General features: G+C 39.4%; 12 protein-coding genes. 1 reads left to right on the forward strand and 11 read right to left on the reverse strand.

Going from position 1 to position 20157, the window contains the following annotated elements; translation table 11 throughout:
• Positions 1-202 precede the first annotated feature (202 nt).
• From galB to ASE92_RS06205, 3 genes are read right to left on the reverse strand one after another with little or no spacing between them, the layout of a single operon-like run.
• Complete coding sequence (galB, locus tag ASE92_RS06195; protein WP_235527291.1) at positions 203-2719, reverse strand: beta-galactosidase GalB; 2517 nt, start codon at positions 2717-2719, stop codon at positions 203-205.
• A 7-nt stretch (positions 2720-2726) separates the two neighbouring features.
• Positions 2727-3833, reverse strand: coding sequence for a hypothetical protein (locus ASE92_RS06200; RefSeq protein ID WP_056849166.1), 1107 nt, complete (start codon positions 3831-3833; stop codon positions 2727-2729).
• A complete protein-coding gene (locus ASE92_RS06205; RefSeq protein ID WP_056849167.1) occupies positions 3826-6585 on the reverse strand; it encodes a family 78 glycoside hydrolase catalytic domain in 2760 nt (919 codons plus the stop codon). The genes ASE92_RS06200 and ASE92_RS06205 overlap by 8 nt, the downstream gene beginning before the upstream one ends.
• Before the next feature lie 274 nt (positions 6586-6859).
• On the opposite strand from ASE92_RS06205, the gene ASE92_RS06210 reads away from it, so the two are divergent.
• A complete protein-coding gene (locus tag ASE92_RS06210) occupies positions 6860-7633 on the forward strand; it encodes an IclR family transcriptional regulator (RefSeq protein ID WP_056849168.1) in 774 nt (257 codons plus the stop codon).
• Positions 7634-7962: 329 nt separating this feature from the next.
• On the opposite strand, the gene ASE92_RS06215 is transcribed toward ASE92_RS06210, so the two are convergent.
• The 8 genes from ASE92_RS06215 to ASE92_RS06250 form a co-directional block, all read right to left on the reverse strand.
• Positions 7963-10128: an amylo-alpha-1,6-glucosidase gene (locus ASE92_RS06215; RefSeq protein ID WP_056849169.1), complete on the reverse strand. Its 2166-nt coding sequence runs from the start codon at positions 10126-10128 to the stop codon at positions 7963-7965.
• 50 nt (positions 10129-10178) lie between these two features.
• Positions 10179-11768, reverse strand: a complete 1590-nt coding sequence (locus ASE92_RS06220) for a sodium/solute symporter (protein WP_056849170.1) — start codon at positions 11766-11768, stop codon at positions 10179-10181.
• Positions 11769-11902: 134 nt separating this feature from the next.
• Complete coding sequence (locus ASE92_RS06225) at positions 11903-12988, reverse strand: Gfo/Idh/MocA family protein (protein ID WP_056849171.1); 1086 nt, start codon at positions 12986-12988, stop codon at positions 11903-11905.
• Between the two features lie 112 nt (positions 12989-13100).
• Positions 13101-15605, reverse strand: a complete 2505-nt coding sequence (locus ASE92_RS06230; RefSeq protein WP_056849172.1) for an L-rhamnose mutarotase — start codon at positions 15603-15605, stop codon at positions 13101-13103.
• Between the two features lie 3 nt (positions 15606-15608).
• On the reverse strand, positions 15609-16505 hold the full coding sequence (locus ASE92_RS06235; protein ID WP_056849173.1) for a sugar phosphate isomerase/epimerase: 897 nt from the start codon (positions 16503-16505) through the stop codon (positions 15609-15611).
• A 155-nt stretch (positions 16506-16660) separates the two neighbouring features.
• Positions 16661-18142 (reverse strand): acetylxylan esterase, encoded by a 1482-nt coding sequence (locus ASE92_RS06240; RefSeq protein ID WP_082454921.1) that lies wholly within the window; start codon positions 18140-18142, stop codon positions 16661-16663.
• Positions 18139-19275 carry an exo-alpha-sialidase gene (locus tag ASE92_RS06245; RefSeq protein ID WP_056849174.1) on the reverse strand — a complete coding sequence of 379 codons (1137 nt, stop codon included), beginning with the start codon at positions 19273-19275 and terminating at the stop codon, positions 18139-18141. Before ASE92_RS06245 ends, ASE92_RS06240 begins: the two co-directional genes overlap by 4 nt.
• Positions 19276-19392: 117 nt before the next feature.
• The gene (locus tag ASE92_RS06250) at positions 19393-20061 is read right to left on the reverse strand and encodes a DUF3826 domain-containing protein (RefSeq protein WP_056849175.1); all 669 of its coding nucleotides are present in this window, start codon (positions 20059-20061) and stop codon (positions 19393-19395) included.
• Positions 20062-20157 lie beyond the last annotated feature (96 nt).

Genomic DNA, 20157 nt, shown 5'->3' on the forward strand with positions numbered 1-20157 from the left:
AAACTGCCAACCCTTTATTGTTTATTTATGCTGTCGTCATTCTGAACTTGATGAAAAATCTCTAAGCTATTTCATACAACCTTGAGGTAAGCTATGCTTTGGCAGAGTCTGTCCCTATTCGTTTGCAGATTCTTCTTTTCTCAGAATGACAATACCTTAATTTCAAATTTATTTGTCTAATTAATCTCTAATATTTAGTTGATCATTTCCCTGTATTGATTGTGATAGATGTTGATGTTAACCCTTTAGCTGTTGCCGTCAGCTTTATCGTCCCGGCTTTCTCCGTTGATTGAAGAATGGCCAGGCATAAACCATGAAATGCTTTGCGATAACTTGCTTTGAATGGCTCCAAACTTGCCTGGAAACCATTATCAACGCCAGCGATAAATCCATCGCCTTCTACTTTAAAATTCACTAAATGATCTGCATTTGGCACTAAATTGCCAGCAGCATCCAAAACACGAACCGTTACAAATGATAAGTCGGAACCATCAGCTTTGATGTTTTTCCTATCGGCGATTAATTCTATTTTCGCCGCTGCACCTGCTGTTTTTACTTCCTTAACTAAAACTTCTTTACCATTTTTTCGGGATACCGCCTTCAGTGTTCCCGGCTCGAAATTTACATTCCAGAGCACGTGCAGATCATCATTTTGTTTTGATTTTTTTCCCAATGATTTTCCGTTTAGGTACAACTCCACTTCATCGGCATTGTTGTAATAAGCCCAAACTTCAACAGATTTGCCTGATTCCAAACCCGCCTGTCCGGTAGGCAGGTTCCAGTGTGGCAAAATATGTAAAACAGGTTTATTCGTCCATTCGCTTTGATACATGTAATAAGAATCTTTCGGGAAACCTGCTAAATCCACAATTCCGAAATAGGAACTTCGGGCCGGCCATGGATAAGGCAACGGTTCTCCTAAATAATCGAAACCTGTCCAAACGAATAAACCGGAAACGTGGTCGTATTTTTTAGCTTCCTTCCACGTTTCTTCGTGTGTAGAACCCCAGTAGGCCGAAACATTATCGTATGAGGATGCAGACCATTCTTTATTGCCTTCGGTAAATTTAGTTTTTCCATCTTTAGGCCAACGGCGAATGGTATCTGCCGTATCGTAAAAACCCCTTGTTTCTAAAGCAGATGTAGTTTCTGTAGCCAAAAATTTTACTCCCGGATAGTTTTTTGGAAAATCCGCATATTTTTTATGATTGTAATTAAGTCCGTAAACATCAAGCGCATTGGCCTGGTAAATAAAGTTCTTTTTCGCGTCGGTTTCTGTTAATGCTGAAATTACCGGACGGGAAGTGTCTAAATTTTTAACGATACCGACCAATTCTTTGGTAATCGCAATGCCTGTGCTGTCAAATTGCTCGCGAATCTCATTTCCAATGCTCCAAAGTATAATAGATGGGTGATTACGGTCGCGTTTGATCATATCCTCGAGATCACGTCTGTGCCACTCTGAAAAATTCAAATGGTAATCATTTTTGGTTTTCTTTTTCGCCCACATGTCAAAAGCCTCGTCCATCACCAGGAAACCCATTTTATCGCATAAATCTAAAAACTCTGGTGCTGGTGGATTATGAGCAGTGCGGATGGCGTTAACGCCCATTTCTTTCATAATTTCGAGTTGACGCTCCATTGCCCTAATATTAACGGCAGCACCTAAAGCGCCCAAATCATGATGGAGGCAAACTCCTAAGATTTTCATCGGTTTACCGTTTAAAAAAAAGCCTTTTTCAGCATCAAAATTGAAAGATCGGATACCAAACCTGGTTTCATATTTATCAATTATTTTTCCATTTTGGGCAATTTGTGTAACCAGTTTGTATTGATAAGGATTGTTCACAGACCACAAAATGGGATTCTTAACCTCGAAAACCCTGTTGATCAATGAACCTGATGTATCGACTTTTAGCGCTTGCTGTACAGTAGCAGAAATTACTTTTCCTTCGGCATTATAAATGATATTCGTTACTGAAACAGTTTGTGTTTTTAAGGTTTTATTCTGAATCTGAATCTGCAATTCCACTTTACCAGATTGATCTGCAGTTACAAAAGTTCCCCATTTTGATACTGCAAATTTAGCTGTAGAGGTTAACCAGACGTTTCTGTAAATTCCAGAACCAGAATACCAGCGGGAATCGGGTTGTGCTGAATTATCAACTTTAACTGCTATGATGTTTTTACCCGATTTCAAAAACTTACTAATCTCATAAGAGAAAGAAGAATAGCCGTATGGTCGTTTTCCCAAATATTTTCCATTAATCCATACTTCACTATTTTTGTACACCCCATCGAATTCGATGCTGATTACTCGGTTTTGAAAGTCAGCTGGTGCTGTAAATTCTTTTCTATACCAACCAATTCCAGTTGGAAGACCACCGCCTTCGGGTTTTGCGGGATTTTTTTCGTCGAATTTCCCCTCTATGCTCCAATCGTGTGGCAAATTGAGTTTTCTCCATTTTAAATCGTTGTATGCTGGAGATTTCGCCCCTGGTTCGTCACCTAAAAAGAATTTCCAGTTTTTATTGAAATTTGTTTTAGTGCGGGGTTCCGAAATCGGTTTTAATAGATCGGTCGTCATTGCGAGGCACGAAGCAATCTTATTAGTATGGGTTGGCATTTCTTTCGCACTAGGATTGCTTCGTGCCTCGCAATGACGACTTGCCGACAAGCCTGCCATCAAAAAAACCAAAACCCTAAAATTGTTCAACATCTTCATTCTAATTTCCACTTACAAAGTTCACTTTACTTTTGCCTAAATCTTTTGAGGTTGCCACCGCGATTCCCCGTTGATCTTGCTTGTTTACCGCACAATAAAAATGATAAACTATTCCTTTATGCTTTAATATAAAAGATTTATGAGCATACAACTCATCATATTTCTCCGATGATTCGATTAAATTATCGCCGGTCCAATCTGTCCAATTAACTAGATCCTTAGATACCGCAAAACGATTGAATGATCCTTTTCTATCTTGCCAAAAAGCGCCAAAATAGAACATCACGTAGTTGGCGTCTATTTTTTGGATTATCGCATCGCCCGTAATTCCAACAGGATGATGCACAACAGGATTTTTATTGAAACGCTGCCAGTGAACCATATCATCTGAAACTGCCATTCCAATTCGCTCGTACCAACGTGTCTTCTTATTATTCGCCAAAGAATCACCCACTGCATTATAATACATTATGAACCGATGTCCAGTCAACCTTTTTGGATCTTCGATAACCGTACTTTTAAAGAGCTTGTTTCTGTTTTCCCACCAACGAACATCTTCATCCGCCGAAGTTAAAACAGGTTTATCTAACCTGCTCCACTCTTGCATAATTGATGGATGATTTTTTGCATAAGCCATGCCTATTGAGAGCGGTTCTACTTCGTAGCCCTTCTCTTTGCCACCAAAGTACGACATCCAATATTTACCATCGAATTGATTTACACCATAGTCTCCACCCCATTTAATATCTAGCAAAGCGTTGTAACCCGCTTTTTGATTATCATCCCACAAACCATTGTCGCCAAACGAAAGCAATTTGCCCTGATTTTCCCAGTGCAAAAGATCTTTGCTTTTTGATAACCAGGTTTCGTAACCACGCCCGCTGAAAATAAGATAAGTCATATACCAGTATTTTCCCTTTTTAAAAATAGTCGGGCAGTCCATTTTATGATCTTTATCTTCAGGAACCATTACCAAGCCATACTTAAAAGGCGTTTTAACTTCCTGATAAATTTTTTCCATCTCCGCCTGAGAAACAGAATTTGCAACCTGAGCTTGTACACTGAATGTGCTCAAAACCAAAAAAAGTATGATTTTAAACCTATTCATTTGTACATATAAATTTGTAATGCCCCGAACCAATTGTAATTTTTGCCTTGCCGTTTTCGAAGCTTAAGGCATTCATTTTTGGATTTAACTCATCTGTAATGGTTTGCTTTGTTTTACCTGGAAAGTATACATCAGCTTTCGTATTAACCGGAATATCTAATTCTAGCACAAAGTTTTTGTCACTTTTGTTCCATTGCGTTGCTATTTTCCCGTAAGGAGAATCATAACTTACATTTGCAGAAGTTAAGTCTCCTACTACTTCCGGCTCAATGACAATGTGCTTAAAAGCAATTGAATGTTCAGCCTGACGAATACCGCCGATGCCGCTGTAAAGCCATTCCATTAAATGCCCAAGCATAAAATGATTATTTGAAACGGTTGGAAGTGCGGCCCATGACTCGGTTAAAGCGGTTGCGCCTTTGGAAATTTGCATTCCATAACCAGGTACGTCAGAGCGACTGTTCATGTCGAAAATTATATCCGATCTTCCTGCATCTTCCAAAACACGAAGAACATAGCGGTAGCCAATATCGCCAGCCGTCAAACTATTGTTCCGATCTCTAATATCCTTTACTAAATTTTCGATAACAGCGCTTTTATCCTGATCCGCTACCAAACCCATGTAAACCGCCATGGCATTGGCCGCTTGCGAACCCGTTGCATATTGCTTGGTTTTACGATCAAAAAACTGATCATTAAAAGCTTTTCTTACTTCAACTGCTAATTTCGAATAACTTAAAGCATCTGCTTTTCTACCCAAAGCCGTAGCCATTTTTTCTAAAATCTTTAAGTCGTAATAATAGATTGCAGTACCCGTAACACCCATTGGCGTGAGTTGAGAAACACCGGGAGGTTCTGGTCCTAAATCGTACCAATCTCCTAACCCTTGCGACAAAATATGGTTATCAGCTTTGGTTGCAAGGTAGTTAATGTAGCCTTGCATCATCGGGTAATAATCAATCATTGCTTGCTTATCGCCATACCACTGATATAAATACCAGGGAAGTAGAATGCCACTGCTTCCCCACTCCGGCGAATCACGGAACATATCACCTCCCCATTCAAATTTCACATATTCTGGCGCAATTTCAGGAATAAGGCCGTTAGGCAACTGCGAATTCCTCATATCCTCGAGTGCTTTTTTAAATAATGGCGCCGCAGCATAATTGTAACCTACAGAATTACCCATTAAGTGCAGTTGCTCTAACCATCCAAGCTTTTCGCGATGCGGACAATCGGTAAAAACACTCACCATGTTGCTTTTGATCGACCAATCAATCAACTTAAAGGTTTTGTTGAAAAGGTCGTTTGATGTATTGAATTCTCCCACCTGTTCTGCGGCATTTCTGATGTGTAATGCTTTTAAGCTTTCTATGACAGGTGAGCCAGATTTATTTTCAGTGTTTGCGGGAATACCACCTCTTACCTGAAGATACCTGAAACCCGTGTAAAAAAACTTCGGCCGCCAGGTTTCTATTCCTTCACCTTTTAAGATGTAGGTAAAGTACGATGGGCCACCGATATTTTTTTGCGTCACCGAGCCATCTTCTTTAATTAACTCCGCAGGTGTAATACGAATAGTATCGCCTTTTTTACCGACAACTTTCAATTCTATTATCGATGATGAATTTTGCCTCATATCGTAAACGTAATCACCGTTAGGGACACGGCTGGTTTTAATAGAGGAGGTATATTCAAAAACTTTTACAGGCGCTTCCTTTTGTGCATTTAATTTCGGCCCATCAACCAACAAAGCCGATTTCCATTGTTGGTCATTAAATCCTGCTACATTCCAGTTTTTTTGCTCTAGGTTTGCGTTATAATCCTCACCGCCATAAATACTTGAAAATGTAATAGGTGAAGGAGCGGTTTTCCAACTCTGGTTACTAATAATGTTGGCAGAAGTACCGTCTGTATATTCAACCAAAACCCGGCAAATCATTTTTGGATAACCATAAGCTACCTTTAGTTTTCGATACCGTTCTTTAACCGGAGGGATATAATAAAAACCATTTCCAAGCATTATACCCACAGCGTTATTCCCTTTCTTGATCTGTTTGGTTACATCGTAGGTAACATACAATGCTTCTTTGTCATATTTTGTCCATCCCGGCGCAAGAAAATCATCGCCAACTTTTTCGCCGTTTAAACTCATTTCGAAATGACCTAAGCCCGAAATAAAAGCGGTTGCCTTTTTTATAGTTTTAGTAACAACGAAATCTTGACGGAACATTGGCAATATATTACTGCCAGTGTACTTATCTTTTTTACCATCAACAGGTAAAGCATTAATATTCGAATCTGCCAGTTTTTCGTAAGCAATCCACTTGGCGCCCTTCCAGTCATTAACGTTAAGTAAACCCATTTGCCAATAGGCAGTAGCGCTCCAGGGCGATACATTTCCAACATTATCCCACACCTTTACTTTCCAGTAATAGGTTTTGGTTGATAAAAGTTTATTGCCCTGATATTTTATCTGGATAGATTGTGAAGAATTTACTTTTTGTGTGTCCCAAACATCGCCAATGTTTTGATTCAACTTGGTTATGCTGCTCGAAACCAGAACCTGGTATGCTGTCTGCATCACATTTAGTTGATGAGATTGTAATTTCCAACTTAGGCTAGGCGAAGTAAAATCTACCCCGATTGGATTATGGCGAGAGGCAAAACTTAATTGCATGACTTCAACCTGCTGCGCAAAAAGCGAAGCATTAAATGTGAAAAGCAACAAAAAAGTTATGAGTTTGCTCATTAAAAAATTGACATCTTTTGGATGTTTTACCTAGGTTTATAATTGGTTATCAGCTTCAAAAACAACATAAGAAATTAATTCTTTATGTTAGCATTTAGGTTTATAGTTAAACGTTAAACCTATTTACGCCACTAATTCAAATATAAATAATTTTTTTAAATATGAAAACAATTAATACTTTACGACCAGGGTCAACCTTTGTAAATGGTTATTTGGAAAGCATTTTGTATGTTTGAAATTGTAAAAAAAACGCTACGACCAAATTTAACCCCTTATGAACGAAAAAGAATCAAAATATCAAGCGCCAGCTTTGGATAAAGGACTTGATATATTGGAATATCTATCTGCACAATCCATCCCCCTTTCACAAACTGAAATTGCGGTTGGCATTGAAAAAACTCCGAATGAAATTTATAGGATGTTAATGAGTTTGGAGAGCCGTGGTTATATTTTACGTGATGAAGTTTCTGGAAAGTACAGACTTTCGTTAAAGCTATTTTACCTTTCGCACAGGCATTCGCCGATGGACGAGTTAAGGAAAGCTGCTCAATTTCCATTAGAAGAACTGGCAAACACCATTCGCCAATCTTGCCACTTAAGTATCTTGTATATGAACCAGGTGATGGTAATTATCCATGCTAAAAGTCCGGGGCCCATTGCCCTGTCTATTGAAGAAGGAAATTTGTTCCCTTTGCCATTAACCGCTTCTGGCAAGGTCTTATTAGCCTATATGCCCGATATTGAAAAGAGAACAACTTTAAGAAATAATTCAATTTTTAAGAAATATAGCAAGGCGCAGCAAGAAGATTTTATGCTTTCGCTCGACGATATTAAAAAAACTGGTTCTTATTTCAAAAACAGTGATTCCGTTTCGGGGGTAACAGATATTTCTATTCCGATTGGTGTAGATAGCAACAATGGCATTATTGCTTGTTTAACTATTTCGATGTTAAATGCTTTAAATAACGATAAGTCGATCGGAAATGATACCATCCTTGCGGAAGCAAATAAGTGTGTTAAAAAGATTGAGCAAAGAATTGGGGTATAAACTCTTTTAAAAGCCTCACCCTGTGAAAGGTTGTAGTTATTTTCAATGCACTGCATCCCTCTCCTTGAAGAGAGGGAAACGAAAAGATGTGATTTGAACCTGGTGCCGTCACTAGTTTGTCTGTTAGATCCATCTATGAAAGAATCGTGAGCTTAGTCTTCCCAAAGCGTAGAAATACATGAGAAAGAAAGAATTAGAGTGTAAACTCTTTTAAAAGTTGTCATTGGCACGAAGCAATCCTACATGGATTGGATAACAACCGCATCAAGATTGCTTTGTCATTGCTTGCCTGGCGAAGGCAAGCAATGACGAAAAACAAAAAACATACGTTATCCAGAATATTTCACACTATAATCTTTCCCTTTCTCAATCGTCATTTCATAAACGCCTTTCGAAAGTTCCTTAATTACTGCACCTTTTGCCACAGGTTTGGTTTTACTACCTATTCTTAATTTTCCTGTTCCTACGGCAGATGAAATTTTAATTTCTTTTTTATTGCAATACAAAGAGATATCGCCATTAGCAGTGGGTACCTTTCCCTCCATCCATTCCAAACCACCTAAATTTGGGGTGATCGTGTAGGTTTCGTAACCTGGTGTAGTGGGTTCAACGCCCAAATAATATTTGCCCAATAAATAGATCGGACTTGCGCCCCAGGCATGGCAAAGGCTTTTTCCAAATGGTCTGCCATACATTTCTAAATGTTCTGCTCCTTTTTTATCTGGATTATATTCTTCCCAGAAAGAGGTTGCACCGAGCTTTAACATTCCACCCCAATAACTTTTCATTTCTTTTAAAACGTAGCTTTGTTCACCCATGGCACAAAGAGCTTCCAGTTCGTAGAAGCGCATGTAAGGGGTAGTAATTTTTGCGACCTTATGGTTAAGGAGTACATTTTTTTTCACACCAAGTTTTTGTTCTGGCGTAAAATAATCGAAAAAGATGCCGAACATATTGGCATAACGCGTTACATTGTCCGTTTGCTTACCATTGATCCTACTATGAACCAATGCGTTTTTATTTTGGTTCCAATACAAATCGAATATCTTGGCTTTCAACTCCTTTGCTTGTTTGTCGTATTTTGCAACGCCTTCACTATCATTAGCAAGTTTGGCGCACAAAGCCATCGTTTCTAAGCTTCGGGCATATAATAACTGCTCAAAACTTACTTCACCATCTTTACTCAGTTTGTCTGCCCAATCGATAAAAATCCAATCGCCCGGCATCCATTCAAGTAGACCATCTTTGTTTTTTCTTCCATCGATATACGTCATTAAAGATTGCATCCTAGGATAAATATCTTGTACAAATTTTTGATCGCCTGTGAACTTGTAGTAATCGTAAATACCTAAAAACCAATAGAAAGAGTAATCCATTATGGTATTGATGTGGGCCGTAACCGGATCTTTTCCACGTTGTGCCAACAAGGTTCTTTTTACTGTTGGTGCATCAAAAAACGAATAATAATTCATTAGATAACTCTGGTAGGCATCACCACTCCAAACCCAACGGTCGCGTTTAATTCCATCGATAAAAAATTCACGGGTATTTAAGTGAAAGGTGTATTTAGCTACATCGTAAATTTTATTCAGTTCGGCATCAGATGACTTAAAACTTCCCCTTTCGGTTACAGGCGCATACTCGTAAAGCATGGAGATGGAATCAAGGGTCACATTTCCAGTAGTTTGGCGATTTACATATCTGAATGCTTTCGAAAGTGGCATTACAGAATCTTTCTTTTGCGCAATATCAATATCAACATCATCTAACGTTTCGCATTTTTCTACTGAGGAAGCCTCTTCAGGCGATTCGCCATAGTATAAACTCAAACGCCCCTTGCCTTTCAAACCGTGTACTTTTATGAAACCAAATGTTTCCCTGCCAAAATCAAGCAATTCTCCGCCGTCGTTTTTCTTTCTCGAAACTGCAGCCATTGGTTTCACCGGTAATTTAAATTGCGATGGCAACTGATTGGGATCAGTCAAATTCCATGAACCTGCCGAAACGAATGTGGTTCCTGATTTGTCGGAAACTTTTCCGCTTTGATCAATCCATTCCTTATCTTCAAAAGTTGACAACCAGGTTTCATCTGAAACAATTGTTTTCCCTTGAACAAAAATCGCCGGAACGTGTGCCTGATTGTAAACTTTAAGGCTTAATTTATGCTTACCGGCCGGGATTTGGATCGTTTTAGGGAAACCGGAAATGGCCTGTCCGTCAATCTTCACATTATAAGTTCCCTCTACAAAAAGCTTGACTTCTTCAGGTTGAGAAAGGTTAAATTCCTTATGAAAATCTACCAGAACGTAATGGCTATCCATTTTCCAAAAGACTGGGAAAAACGATCCGCGTTCGGTTCTGCGGTTTTGCATTACATTGCTCATGTAAATATCAAAGTCACCTGGATACCAGATCCACGAGGCTTTTTGAGCTAAAGCTGGCATCACAAAACAGCTTAAAAATGCCAGAATAATTATTTTTTTAAAGTTTTTCATACAGTGTATTTTTTGCTTGATATCATCGGCCCTCGGACCTCTAACACCTTTTAATGTCCGTTAAAGAATATATAAAGTATAACCATCACAACTGCTAATGCACCAAAGGAAATCCATACCCTTCGACTTGGCTTTTCAATGTTTGCCTGATGTGATTCATTTACGATGTAAACAGATGGTGAACGATCTGCAAGAGAAATAATAATCGACAAAATCATCAGTAATGCAAAAATGAGGAAGGACAAAACCAGATAATGTGGCCAGAATGTATATTCAGAAGATGGCAAAACCCACAGGTAACAAACGCCTATGCCTAAACTGATGATTGACCCGATTGACAGTGTGAAATTAACAGCTTTTCTGGTGGTTCTTTTCCAAAACACAGTTGATAAAAACACAACAGACAATGGTGGAGCAATAAAACCTAACACAGCCTGAAAAACATCGAACAATTTCAGCCCTTGAATATTATCTATTGCTAATGCAACCAGGATGGCAAAAACGCAACCTGCAACTACTGTTAACCTGCCAGTTTTAATAATTTCTTTCGTTGTTGCATTGGGGTTAATTTTTTTTACATACACATCCATGGTAAAAACAGTACTTAAAGAATTAAGGCAAGATCCAATTGTACCGACCAAAACTGCAATTAACACCACGATTACCAGGCCATTCATTCCTGGAGGAAACAGATTGGTAACCATGGTCATGTATGCCATATCGGCGTTGCCCAGATTGGGATATAAGACGTAACACAGAATGCCAGTGACAATAAAAAGTGGCAAAGAAAGTATCTTAAGCCAGCCGATAAAGCTCACACCTAACTGTCCCTGTTCCAAATTTTTGGCTCCAAGTACCGACTGAACCATCGATTGATCTGTGCAAAAGAAAGCTACAGCAGACACAGGATAACCCAGCAGAATGGCATACCATGGATATTGCGGATCGCTCCCGGGCTGAACGAGGTTCCAGAAATTTTTTGGTGTTTTCTGGTATAGTGCGCTTATCCCTCCAACCTTTTCCAAACCTAAATAGGTAAGTGCGAAGGAAACGCAAATCAGCAAAATCATTTGAAAAACGTTCACTTTAGCGATAGCTTTAAGTCCGCCGAAAAATGCGAACAGACCAGCAAAAGTTACTAAAACGGTAACCGATTGCCACATCGGAACGCCCAAAATCTGCCTCACCAAAACACCACCAGCAAACAAACCCAGTGATAGCCATGAAATCAAAATCTTAATCAGGGCATACCATGCAAGTATATTCTGTGTTGAATCGCCGTAACGGTTGCCCATAAATTCGGGCATGGTACTTACTTTAGCTGCCAGATATTTCGGGGCAAATACAATGGCAAGCAAGAATAGAAAGATAAAGGCATACCACTCGAAATTAACAGCCACAATGCCTGTAGAGTAACCAATACTTGCAAACGCAACCAACATGGATGGACCAACATTTGTTCCCCACATGTTAAAACCTATGCTCGACCAGTTAAGTGATTTGTTGGCCAGGAACAGGTTTTCATCTTCGTTTTTCTTCTTTGAAAAGCTTGCCCTATACCCTATAATAATTAAAATGACGAGGTAAGCGGCGACAATAAAGTAATCTAAGTTGGTTAAACGTTCTACAATATTTCCCATTAATTGATTTGGTTAGTTGTTTATTGGTTATTGTTTTTACCACAGATGCACACAGATAAACACAGATTAAAATTTTTATCCGTGTTTATCCTTTCTATCTGTGGTTAATATTATTCCGTTCGCTGTGGCAGAAACTATAAGCCAATCGATTCTCTTGTAATATTGTTTGCTTTTAAAATTTCATCAATTTTTACAGGCAAACCAATCTCCATTGATTTATCCATCGCCTGCAATAGGGCAACGGTTCCAATTCCTTCTTTTAAATCCGGATAGGCCGTGAATTTGTTATTGATACTGTCTGCAAAATAATCGAGATAGTTCTGGTATTCACCTGCATGATGACTTTGTCCCTCGAAACGGAAATAGTGTTTCAATGTAGCATCACCCCAGGTAATAATCTTTTCTTCACCGGTTTTGGTCGTAACAGAATAGCGTAATTCGTGGTAATCGGCCTGACTTGCTCCTTCTGTTCCGCGGAGAATGCAACTCATTCCGCTATCGCGACTTGCCGGTTGCGTTGGGCCTGTATATGCACCGCTTACCCTTGCAATTCTGCCATCTTTTGCTTTGAATATAAAATGCATTGTATCTACATTTTTCAATCCTGCTTTTAAGCCGTTGCTGCTTAACATGCCATAACCCATTACTTCTTCAATATCGGGCATATACCAGCGAACAAAATCAACTGGGTGACTTAAGCCGCCGTATAACCATTTAAACGATTGTTTTAAGGACCACCCTTTTTCTAAAAACCAACGGTGATCAGCATGATAATGACTTTCGATGGTGATCAGCTCGCCAAGTAAACCTTTATCAAAATCTTTTTTCTGGCGCATTGCAGGTTCGAAAAAACGAGAACTTTGTCCGACGAAAATCTTCCTTCTTGATTTTTTAGCCAATTCTAAAAGCTCATTGGCCTGAGACAGATCATCAATAAAAGGCTTTGTACAAACTACGTGTTTACCATGTTCCAAGGCCAATTTAATGTGCTCGAAATGCAAATGATCTGGTGTGTAAATCGCAATCATATCAATTTTATCGCTCGTTAGCATATCCTCGTAATTGGTTGTCCAATTTTGAAAATCGAATTCCAATGAGCGTTCCTCGCAAAGCTTTTTATTTGCGTCGCAAATCTGAATGAGCTTAAATTTCTTGCTCGCCAATGATGCAGAAATCGTGCTTCTGCCCTCTCCTAAACCTAAAATCCCTAGTCTTAACATGTTGATATTTTCTTATTTTTTAAGTCGTCATTGCGAGGCACGAAGCAATCTTAATGCAAAAAACAGCAATAGTTTTAGGATTGCTTCGTGCCATGCAATGACGGTTATTTATCTATTCAATCGGTTTAAAAAACACCCAAACCTCCCCGGGTTTTGTTCCTGCTATACCTTCCTGGTATTTTTTCATAATGGCATTCCATTCATCCACCTTCGGATTATTTAAAGTCGTTTTTGGATTTAAATCGTCTAGTTTTTTGCCTTTAGGAATACTGATAATTAACATCAGTTGCCTATCCTTTTTAAAAATTGCCAGGCGCTGAAACTCGGCATTGCAAAATCCTTTGGATATCTCAGGCCACTTTGCAAACTGCGTTTTATGGTAATCCAAATACTCTTTTTGCATCTTTTCTTCCTCAACCAAATTGGCTGATAAAATCACATTGTCCCATTCGGCAACAGGTTTCTCCCCACAGTTTTTCTCCCTGTTAAAATCGTAAAAAATATTGTCATAAAGCTTAACTTCTATCGCATTTAAACGTTTCAAAGTTTGCAGCAAACTTTCTACTTTTAGGCTTGAGGTATAAATAACCAATCTGTTATTCCATTTGTAGATGGCGCGAGTTAACAAGTTATTCTCTTTTGCAAACTCTTCCAGAGCTTGGTTTCCTGGTAACTGACCATCTTTAAATATCAATTCAAAAACAACCGTTTTATCTTCCGCCTGATTGATACCGCGATTTGAGTAACTACTTTTATTTTTGAGCAGATACCTAAAGGGCAACTCTAAACCTGCATTTTGTTTGATGTTTTCAGCAACCTTCGGTCCGTTATTTTCCCATACATTTCCCGGCCCGTTCGCATTCTGAAGATATTTTTCAGTAGGCGTCCAGTTATTTTTGATGGTGAATTCAGAAGACCCTTCATCCGTGTACAAATAAAACCAGTGATCAGGAAGGTGAGCATAAGGCGCCTTGTAAATACTATCGACTACATTTTCGGTAATGAAAGATTCTGGTTGAGCAGAGAGCGTATAAATTCCTGCAACATCATACATGTGTTTGCCATAGTGATGGATTTTGTTTGCACTGATAGTGTTATTCTTCATCGCATTTGGCGTTTTAGTCCAGCCCCAGCCCATGCTAATCCCAGAATAAGACACGTCGCTAATCTCGTTATGGATAATTTTGATTCCTTTCACATAACCTGCACCGATGCCAACAGCACCCCAATCCTCATTGGTAACATCCGTAATCAAATTATCTTCTATCCTGTCATTCGTTGAAATCTCCCGTTTATCTTTTGGGTTGTAAGGCACATGAACTTCTGATGCTTCATCAGAAAATGTGCCTACTAATATCGCTGAACCGCCAATATCTTTAAACAAATTGCCCCGAATCAAATTATCTGACGTTCCTTTGTTGAAGTCTAAACCTGTAGAGGCAAGATGTTGGAAACGGCAGTTTTCAAAGCTGATCTGATTGGCAAAATTTACTTCAACAGCGGCTGCTGGCCTGCCAACCCAGGCCTGATTTTCCAAACCTGGCTTATCTGGAGTTCCAGGTGTTGCAAGTTTATACGCATCGAGCATATACATCCCAGCCTGATGCGGAACGTGGCCTTGCCTTGATGGTCTTCGCCAGGTAGCGTGTTCAAAAGAAATCCCTTTGAAGCTTACAAATGAAACAGGATGATCTATTGTTCCTTCAATTTTAACGAGGTTCTCTAAAGCAGGCGCAACTACATCAGCATTGCGCATATTTTCTGATGCCTTTGGCCAATAGTAAATTTTATGGTTTTTCAGGTCTTCAAACCATTCGCCTGGCTCATCTAAAAACTGGATAGCATTGGATAAATAGAATGCAGAGTTTCCTGTTTTTTCAGAAATCCAGGGTGCTGGCCAGGGATGTTCGGATTGAATTCTACTTTCAGGCTGCATAAAAGAAAGTTCTGCAGCATTGCCAATTACTTTAACTGATTTTACCCGAAGATTGGCGATTGCCCACCATTGATGGATTAACATTTCCATCCCGGCAATTTTGCTTAAATCTGTGTTTGGCTGAAGTGGTATTCTACAGGTTTGATTTTTTTTATCCCATGATAAAATTCTACCCATAGCCTCTCCATTATAGTTTTTCGCCCGAATCGCCTTAGTTCCATTTACCCAAAGCTGGCGAAATATCAAAGCGCTGATACCATCATTAGGAAGATCAGCAACCCAAATTTTCCCAAAAGCCTTTTTTGGTAATCCCGCAACAGTTCCATTAACTTTTTTCCAACCCGCGATTTTAACTCCGCCACTTAAAACAACTTTTTCGGTTGCGAAAATCTCTGTTGGGCTATCTTTAGTTCCAGCGTCTTCAGGACGAAGAATGATGGGCTCATGTAATTGATAAATGCCTGCTCCAACCAATATTTTAATTCCATCTTTTGTGGATGGATCTTTTAACCGCCTTAATTCCCGGGCTTTCCTAATGGCTGCATGAAGCGTTGCAAGAGGTTGTTCCTTATTTCCATTGTTAGTATCAGCACCATTTTTTGCGACATAAATTTCTACTGCAGCAACTTGAAAGTGAAGTAAAATAAATGTCAATAAAAAGCTTAAACCAATTTGTTTCATAAATTATTTCGCTTGAAAAATGGACTTAAGGTAAGTTGTATTGGCACTAAAATTATATTTCACATTTGTAGGTTGGCTTGCATCTCTGCTCCTTTCAACAACCAGCCATCCGCTCCAACCCATCTCATCTAGTGTTGCCTTTACCTGCTTTAAATCAATCTTTGAATCGTTCTGTAACCAAACTCCATCATCATTTGTAGCGTGAATTTGTATGATATTTTTTCTACCGAGTATTCTCAATTCCTGCTGTAAATCTCTCCCATTTTTAATCGGATTTGAAAAATTGAAGTAACTTTTAATGTGTTTACATCCAATATCTTTGAGTAACTTGAGTTCTCCTTTGGCATCAAGAGCTGTTTCAATGCCGATCACAATACCCGCTTTTGCAGCCATTTTTCCGGCAACCTTCAGCCTGCTAACGATAGGTTCACGCAGTTCAGGGTTTTTAACAAGATCTCCCTGAACACCTAGCGGCAAGAATACCACTCTTACGTTCATTGCCTTTGCTGTGTCCAAACAATCCTGAATCATTTTTTGATAAGTAGGGCGTGTGGCGAAGGATTGCGCATAAAAACCCGTCATTGCTAAAGAACAAATTTCCAGATCTAATTCTTTCGCTTGATCAACGTATTGTTGACGCACTATCGGGTCGGCCAATTTGTTATCAAAGGTCTCTCTATTCCCCAAACCGCCCATATCTATTTCCAGTCCATCTGCACCCAGCTCTTTTGCAAATGGCAAGGCACTAATTTTCTGACGTTTCAAAATCATTAAATCAATTACTGCAACCTTGTATCGATCCTTTTTTTCAAAGGCAAACAGCAGTTGATTTGGGATCATCAAAGCGCCGGCTAGCAAAGCAGTGTTATTAATAAAAGTTCGCCTGTTTTGATGTTGCATATTTAATTTATTGTTAATGATTCTTTGTACTTCAGTTTAAGCATCAACTATGATCGGTCGTCATACTCAGTTTGACTGAGCATCTTAGTGGCAAGATTTGCCCATGCCTTAAGATTCCCACCTGCGTGGGAATGACGGTAAGGGTAAAGCATTATTTAATTGCTTAATGGAAATAATTTTTCCAGATTCTCAAATCCCATCACTGCGTTTTTTGGTAACTTTTCGCCTTTATCTCCAAAAACATAAAGGGCATTTTCTTTTTCGATGGTTACTTTACTTTCGTCATATTTTCCTGCTTTATCTTTTACCAAACTGCCATTCAGTTTAAATTTTTTTATCAGGAAATCGTAGAGCGCAATGCGTTTATTTATCCCAAAATCGTGTTTCTCTGTAGGAAGATGAACATTCTCCACCTTATTGCTCACTCCATAATATCCATACATTTTTTGCAGGTAAGGGAAATCATGTTCGGGTGTGTGGGCCGTCCAATCGCTACCGTCCGAAACCAAAAGTTGTGGTCGTGGTGCAGCCATTGCGGCCAATTCTACATTGTCCGTACCACCACCGCATTGATGAATAGGCATTCCACTTTCGCAGGGACAACCACCGTAAAAATAGGATGACATGGCAACCACCGGCGCACTTAGTTTAATCCGATCGTCCATTGCAGTCATTAAGATGGAATGACTTCCAGCCCCTGAGCCACCACTAATACCTATTCTGCTAGTGTCTGTTTCTTTAACAGAAGAAAAATAATCTAGGATTCTGATTCCGCCCAAAGTTTGTACCGTTTGGGCTAAGCTCCGGCGGTGGTCTTCGTACTTAAACTGCAGCATCGATTCGCCCCATGCAAATAAATCGTAGCTGAAAGCCATTGCGCCCATACGTGCAATCGTGGCACAACGGAGCTGACAATCGGCTCTGTAGCGCTGTTTTTCCCAATGCCCATCAGGACTGAGAATGACAGGAATTTTGCCTTTAACATTTAGCGGTTTATAAAGTGAACCATTGATCCAAACGCCCGGCAAAATTTCCAATGCAATATTTTCTACGGAATAACCGTCAAAAACCCGCTTCGCCGTTGTGATTGGTTTTGAATTCAGTTTTGCTGGCAAAGGTGAAAGTAACAAGGCTTTGTAAAGCTCGGGTTTTATCTCCGCCTTTCTTTTTTCCCAACTGCTCTTGTCGCTGTATTTTGTTGAGAGGGTATCCAGGTAGGCCCAGCCATCTTTCGGCTCCCATCGGTAGTATTCGTATTCTTTTAACTTGTAAACGCCGGGTTTTTCCTTGTTTACCTTCATATCTAAAGGAGCAAGAACATTTGTTAATGTTTCATCTACATCAGCACGAAAACGCCATTCAGCGTAGTTGAGCCATTTGTCTTTCACCTGCGGTTCTGAATATTTAATCTGAACATTGAAGCGGGTCTGGATTTCTTTTAAAACGTCGACTAACGGTTTTTTGTAAAGATTGTCGGTATTCTGGGTTTGGGCAGATAACCTTGTAAACAACGATAAAAAAACAACAATTCCCATTATTCTCAGCGATAGTAAAGAAGACTGTGAAATTAATTTAAAAGATTTCTCCACTACGATCGAAATGACGCTTGGAATAAATGCAAATTTCCCTACTCTCATGGTTCTTCGTTTTTCGTTTCTGTAATCACTGGTGCTGCATAGCCGTTAAGTTTAGGCCAAATGCCATTCTTGATTTTTTTCAGTTTCAACTTAGACGGATCTACAACCACATGTTTGATCTTCTGCCTTCTCCAGGTATAAATGAAATGGAGCATCCCGTCTGATGTTTGAATTACTGCAGGATATGAATATTGACTAATCGGTGAATCTTCCAAAATCAAAGCTGCAGACCAGTTTTTTCCATCTTTAGAAACCGAAACATTTAACGGAGTTCTCGGGCCTTTGGCTAAATCGCCGGGAGGCAAAACGTGGTTGTAAACCAACACATGATGTCCATCTTTCATCGTCACTGCATCTGTGCCAGAATTATTATTCGGCAATGAGGTTTTCGTTAAAGCAGACCAGCTTTCGCCATTATCTTCAGACCATGATTCAACAATAGCCCTGTTTGCTGTTCTGGCTAAAATTTGCAACTTCCCGTTTACATGCTGTAGAATACTGGGCTGAATGGCTTTGATTCCATTGTCTGGTAGCGGCCCAACCGTTCTCCATGTTTTTCCACTATCTTTAGTGACCTCAAAATGAATTTTCCAGCCATCACCTTCTCTACTGGAAGGTGCAAACAGATTTCCATTACTTAATAAAACTGGCTTGTTTTTTACAGGGCCGATATAGCCATCTGGAAGCTTTGTAGCATCCGACCAAGTAATGCCGCCGTCTTTAGAAGTTTTCATCAAACCCCACCATTCAGATGGTTTCGGACCGATTTTATAAAATAGAATTAAATCTCCTCCTGGAATTTGATATAGAACCGGGTTCCAGGTTGGTAACCGTTTGCCATCAGGCTGAACGCCATTGGCTACTGATACGGGAGCCAGCCATTTTCCTTCCACAAAACGGCTGATGTAAATTTCAACATCTGGGTTCCGCTCTTTTGTTCCTCCGAAATAGGATGCCACCAAGCCCGTTGGTGTTTCAGCAATAGTGGCTGAATGACAAGACGGAAACGGTGCCTGATCGTAAAGAAATTCTTGCTTTACTATACCTTTTTGCCATTTTTCAACTTGCGCATTGGCACTCAATCCCAATGCTAATGCAATTCCTAGTGTGATGTATATTTTCGTTTTTAACATATTTTTTTTCAATTAACAAAGTTCGTCATTGCGAGGTTCGAAGCAATCCTAAAGCGCTAGTTACCCTAGTAAGATTGCTTCGTGCCTCGCAATGACGATGAGGTGAAGCGATCGAAGTTATTGTTTAGCTTTTGCTGCTTTCTCTTCTTTTATCTTTTTGGTATAGGCGCTGTATAGGGCTCTCCAACTGCGACCATTATTGTTTAACATTTGCTCTGACTTGGTTTTGTAAATCTCAAAAATGGCAGAAATCTGTTTCATATTTTTATAATCGACAGCTTGCTCTCTTGCCTGTTTCATAAAACCTAAAATTTTAGCTTCTTCATCCGCTGTCAAATCCGGAACAATGGCTTTGTAGCCTTTCATGGTAAAATCGACTTTACCAATGGTGTATTTATCGAGAATTAGCTCTACTTGTTCCACAGATAAGTTTTCATTTAAACCATCCATTAAAGATTGATGAACCGTTGAGGGCATAGCAGAATCGGCAATAATTTGCTTATCAAGATCAGCCAATTTGCTTCCAGTAACCGGATTTATTCCATCCGGAACAGTTGATGAAGGATGGCTGTTATGCCAATCTCTCACAGCCGTTAAATGAATAGCAATCACATTTTCTACGGCTGTTTTTTTAGCAGCATCTGTTAGGTTTAATGCTGAAACCCAATCCTTCGCTTTAGTTAGAATTTCTGCATTTGCACTCGCATCCTGAGCTTGACTGAAGGAAGTTACTGTGGTTAGCAGTATCAATAACATCATTATTGGTTTTAAAATCTTTCTCATCATTGTATTAATTATTTGTTTAACTTTTAAATCTGTCGGTAAATGCTGTCATTCTGAGCGTAACGAAGAATCTGCAACCGACTAGTACTTCTTAAAATT

This window comes from Pedobacter sp. Leaf41, assembly GCF_001422545.1.
Taxonomy (GTDB): Bacteria; Bacteroidota; Bacteroidia; order Sphingobacteriales; family Sphingobacteriaceae; genus Pedobacter.